Genomic DNA, 5,371 nt, shown 5'->3' with positions numbered 1-5,371 from the left:
GGCGCATGGAGCGAAAAAGGCTATCGTAAAAAATTAGAAAAAAGAATGAATGCTGTTACCCAGTATTTGATCGAACAAAAAAACAAAAATGAAACAAACACAGCTGGACAATAGGCTGTGTTTTTATTTTTGTGAGCAAACCATCAATCGAAAACGAAATATCCAAATCAAAAGAAGATAGAAAAATAGTTATCTTATAAAAATAGTGAATCTCAAAACTAAGAAGAGATTCACTTCTTTCATGTTAATACAACCAATTTTATATTAAATAGATCTGCATTCTATACATGAAAGGTAATGCTGGCATGCATAATAGAACACTCTATTTATTATTGATGTTTCAATTTTTTAAAATATCTGATTGATGATCACATAGTTTGACAGTTGCACCAATAATAATTTTGGCAATAACTGCCAGTACGTACAATATTTCCAACAGCTAATAAAAAAATAAGCCGTATCATTTTAAATATCAATTTTACCTCATTTAACTCACCTTATCTTCGATCTGAATGTTTATTTAATAACCTGAATTATCTCTTCTTTTTGTTGAATGATTCCATTTTTTAACATTTCAATTTTTATATCTTTAGGATATGTAACGGCAATAATCACGCATGTTATGAGTCCTCTGCTTTCCAACAATGCATTATCAACAACAAGTAATTTATTACCAGTTTTTATTATATCTCCCTGCTTTACATAAGTTCTGAACCCTTCTCCTTTTAATTCTACTGTATTTATTCCATAATGGATTAGTATTTCTATACCGTCGTTTGATTCCAGACCAATGGCATGTTTTGTAGGAAAAAGCATTTTTACTTTTCCATCAAATGGAGCAATTATATTTCCATCAGAATTAAAAATAATTGCCCCATCTCCTATTAACTTTTTAGCAAACATTTGATCTGGTGTTTCACAAATTGGTTTAATTTCCCCGTTCGTAGGTGAATATATAATTCCACTTTTTTTAATATTTCTTTCTTTTTTTAAAAAATCAAATAATCCCATAACTCAATTCCTTCTTAAAAACTAACAGGTGAATTCATCACCTGTTAAATATTAAATTATTAATGCATCATTATCTTGATCAAGAATCTCTCCATTTGATTTCAAGAATTTTTGCATCCAATAGTAGGAAGCTTTAGGAATCCTTCTTTTCGTTCCATTCCCCAAATCATCCATATCAACATAAATCCATCCATAACGTTTTTTCATTTCTCCAGTACCTAATGAAACTAAATCAATACAGCCCCACATTGTATAACCAATTACATCAACATGATCTAAACATACTGCTTTGCGTATTTCTTTAAAATGTTTTTTTAAGTATTCAATTCGATACGTATCATTTACAAATCCATTTTCATCTGGAATATCGATTTCTCCCATTCCATTTTCGACAATAAAAATTGGTTTTTGATAACGATCATAAACTTCATTCAAAACATATCTTAGACTCATTGGATCAACCGGCCATCCCCAATTGGTATTTGGTAGATATGGATTTTGATCAAAACATAATGTTTCAACACCTTGATACTTGAATGAACTATCTTTATTAACAGTTGTTGAACGATAGCAACTAAAGGAATAAAAATCTAATGTCCCTTCTTTCAAAATTTCTTTATCGCCATCTTGCCATGGTATTTGAGCATCATAATATTCTAAAATAGTTTCCGCATATCCTGGATAATAACCACGCATCATTACATCAGCGTATAGCCATGTCCGTCTTCTAGCTTGTAGTTGCATGAATACATCTTCCGGTTTGCAAGTCAACGGATAACATGGAGAAGAAGCAAACATTGCTCCTACTTTTGCACCAGGAATCATTTCATGACACATCTTAACCGCTAAAGCACTTGCAATAAACATATGATGAGCCCCAATAAATCGTACCTTATGATCTCTTTGTGTGCACCCAAACATTTCATAGCCATTTAATGTATTAATTTCATTAAAAGTCAACCAGTATTTGACTTTAGAACCTAAACGGTTAAATAATGCTTTACACAAATTTAAATAATAATCAATAGTTTTCCGATCTAACCAGCCATGAATCGTATCTGCCAGATAGACAGGTATTTCATCATGACAAATAGTAATTAATGGTTCAATACCATATTTTAAACACTCATCAACTATATTTTCATAAAATTTCAGTCCATCTTCATTCGGAATCTCTTCATCCCCTCGTGGAAAAATTCTTGTCCAGCAAATTGAAAATCTAAATGTTGTACAACCCATTTCTGCCATTAAACGAATGTCTTCCTTATAATGGTGGTAAAAATCAACAGCATTTAATGAAGGATAGTAATAATTCGGATCTAAATACCCTTTTGCACCATCAGGTAACGGCGCTCTAAAATCTGAAACATGTTTGCTCCCATCAGGTAACATATAAGTAATTTTTCTAGGTTCATCTTTTGTTCCTTGAGTAACAAAATCTAACGTTACTAAGCCTCTCCCGCTTTCTGTATAGCCTCCTTCTGCTTGAAAATCTGCAATTGCACCACCCCAAAGGAAATTTTTTGGAAAAGATAAGTGTTTCATATAATACCTCCTTGTCTAGCTTACGCTTTTTTTCCCATTATTTTATCAAATAATTTGTTTTCTTTTCTGTTAATTCCTGTTATTAAAACGAATATACAACTCAATATAAATGATAATGCAACCCCAACGTATAGAAAAATTTCTGGTTCGGTTCCAAAGTTAACAAGTGTTAATAAACTTGGTAATCCCGTCGCAAATCCTTTTGCATGAAAGAATGACATGAATGTAGATGAAATAGCTGCTGCTAAACAGCTACACATGAATGGTGTTTTATATTTTAATGTATAACCAAACATTGCCGGTTCAGTGATACCACACAAGGCTGTAACAGATGCACTTAACGCACCAACTTTTTCTTCTTTATTTTTAGATAGAATTGCAATTCCCATAGTTGCACCAGCTTGAGCAATGTTAGAACACAAAGCAGTTGGTAAAAGTACAGAGAATCCTACAGATGCGATTTCTGTAACCTGAATAGGGCCAATAGAATAATGAAGACCTAATACAGTCAAAGGTGATCTTAATAACCCCAATATAAATGGTCCAAATACACCTGCAATGGAATATATACCCGTAATGAATTCAGCAACATAAACTCCTAAGTGGTAACCAATAGGTCCAGTAACTAATAATGTAATAGGTGTCATAATAATTAATGTAATGACTGGTGTAAAGATTGAACGAATCATCACAGGCAATATCTTATTAACCGTTTTATAAATGTAACTTAATACAATCGTAGTTAAGATTGCTGGTATAATTGTAGATGAATAATTCCTTACTAATACATTAAATCCTAAAAATGATAATTCCGTTCCGTTAGTTGCCGAAGTCATCATTAAATTCGACATTAAGATTCCTGTTGTTGTAAGAGCAAGAAATTTATTTGTTTTAAATTTTTCAGCTGTTGAAACCGCTAATAAAAATGGCATGAAATAGAATACTAAATCTGATACCATTGTAAATACGATAACAACATCACTACCAGACGCTACGACTCCAATTTTAACCAAAGTATTAATGAATGCTTTTGATAATCCACACCCAACTAAAACTGGTAAAATCGGAGAGAAAATTTGACAAATGGTATCAACTACTAATGAGATAGGATTTTTTTTAGTAGGTATCATTGCATCTCCTTCTTGTTCCTCTACCATTTCTTTTGAAATAGCATTTTCAGGAAGAAGTTTACAAATGTCATCGAACAATTCAACAACTTTCCCTCCGACTATGACTTGAATTTGACCATTAGCTTTTTGAGACGAAATAACATCCTTTAATTCATTAAGTTTTTCAAATTCTACCTTTGATTCATTTTTGACTACAAAACGTAATCTTGTAGCACAATGAGTAAATTGAATAATGTTATCTTGTCCTCCGACATAATTCAAAATTTCTTGAGCATTATTTTTCATATTCTAACCTCCTCGCTCAAAAGCTTTACAGTCCTACTATAAAATAGATTTAGAAAAAACAAAAGAAAGTGCAAGGCTGTTGGAAATTTATGCCACACTTTCTTTTAAATAAAACGATTTTTTGAAATTATTTTTCATCGTTTAAATTGATTTTCATCAAATCCACCATTTACGCGTGAAATCAATTCTATATTTTGATTATAATCACGCTCAAAAAGAATTCCATATAATATATCTAAAACAAATTCTTCTGCTAATTGTGAAGAAAAATTACCCATTTTAACATAACTTTCTCCATTGAAAATTCCCAATACAACATCAACAATCTTACAAATAGGTGATTCTATGTTAGATGTTACTAAAATCACTTTATATCCATGTTCTTTTAATTGAAAAATCATCTTTTTTGTTTGTTCATTATTTAAATAATGAGAAATAAATACGGCTATTTCTTTGATTCTTTTCTTTCGAGTCAATACTCTTTGAAATCCCCTTAAAGAATCACAACTAGCAACTATTCCAATTTTCCTAATTTTCAAGTAAAAATTCTCTGCAACTAATAAAGAATTACTTTTCCCATAAATTGTCACATGATCAGCCTCTGTAATTAATTTTGCTGCTTTTTCCAAAGATTCCATATTTAAATGCTTATACGTTTCTTCAATAGTTTGAACATATAAATCAAAAAAAACCTTACTTATTTCATGTTTACTTTGTCCTTGTTTTATTGGAATATTAAATTCTACTTTTTCCTCATTTCCATAAAATTCATCAATATCTTTTGCGATGGCTATTTTTAATTCAGGAAATCCTTTAAATCCTAGTTTCTTACTAAAACGAATAACGGATGAATTACTTGTAAAGGTTTCTTTTGACAGATCATTTACACTATAATTGACTACTTCATAAGGATGCTCCAAAATATATTTTGCAATTAAATAATCATTTTCACTATTTGAATGCTGTTTTTCTACTATTTCTTTCAATTTTTTTATTAACATAATATTTAGTGACACACTTCATCACATCCTCCTTTCTTTTTGTTAAAAGTTGTTTTTATTATAGCATAACGCAATAGTTTTATTTTGATTTTTTATACCTTTTTCTGTTATCTCCCATTTATATTAATGGTTTTATTTCAAAAACATTCTCCTGTGCTATTCAACAGGAGAATGTTCTTTTTTTATTTTTACCCTTGATAAAGATACCTCTTTCACTTCAAAATTAATCACTTTTTTCAATTTTGATTTATCTTTAGATCATGGCTCCGATTCCATATCCTTCAAATACAGCTTCCTGTATTTTTCTGGTCCTTATCGCATCACCTGCTTCATAAATCTCTGGAGTGATACCATAGAAAGACTCTACAAGCTTACGATCGGCACGCACACCTGTACATA

At 30.7% G+C, this 5,371-nt stretch carries 4 protein-coding genes; all 4 read right to left on the bottom strand.

Features of this window, described 5'->3' with window-relative positions; all coding sequences use genetic code 11:
* Nucleotides 1–516: 516 nt before the first annotated feature.
* The 4 genes from Q0K35_RS10035 to Q0K35_RS10020 all read right to left on the bottom strand — a co-directional run bounded on the left by Q0K35_RS10035 (nt 517) and on the right by Q0K35_RS10020 (nt 4,987).
* Entirely contained in the window at nt 517–1,011 is a 495-nt protein-coding gene (locus tag Q0K35_RS10035) for a PTS glucose transporter subunit IIA (RefSeq protein WP_294562718.1), read from the bottom strand.
* A gap of 51 nt (nt 1,012–1,062) precedes the next feature.
* Nucleotides 1,063–2,556: a family 1 glycosylhydrolase gene (locus tag Q0K35_RS10030; RefSeq protein WP_294562716.1), complete on the bottom strand. Its 1,494-nt coding sequence runs from the start codon at nt 2,554–2,556 to the stop codon at nt 1,063–1,065.
* A gap of 20 nt (nt 2,557–2,576) precedes the next feature.
* Nucleotides 2,577–3,971 (bottom strand): PTS transporter subunit EIIC, encoded by a 1,395-nt coding sequence (locus Q0K35_RS10025; RefSeq protein ID WP_294562714.1) that lies wholly within the window; start codon nt 3,969–3,971, stop codon nt 2,577–2,579.
* 134 nt (nt 3,972–4,105) lie between these two features.
* A complete protein-coding gene (locus Q0K35_RS10020) occupies nt 4,106–4,987 on the bottom strand; it encodes a MurR/RpiR family transcriptional regulator (protein ID WP_294562712.1) in 882 nt (293 codons plus the stop codon).
* Between the last annotated feature and the right edge of the window lie 384 nt (nt 4,988–5,371).

Source organism: uncultured Traorella sp. (assembly GCF_944327115.1).
GTDB lineage: Bacteria > Bacillota_I > Bacilli_A > Erysipelotrichales > Erysipelotrichaceae > Traorella.
The sequence above is the reverse complement of the archived record's forward strand: the minus strand, read 5'-3'. Positions and strand labels throughout refer to the sequence as shown.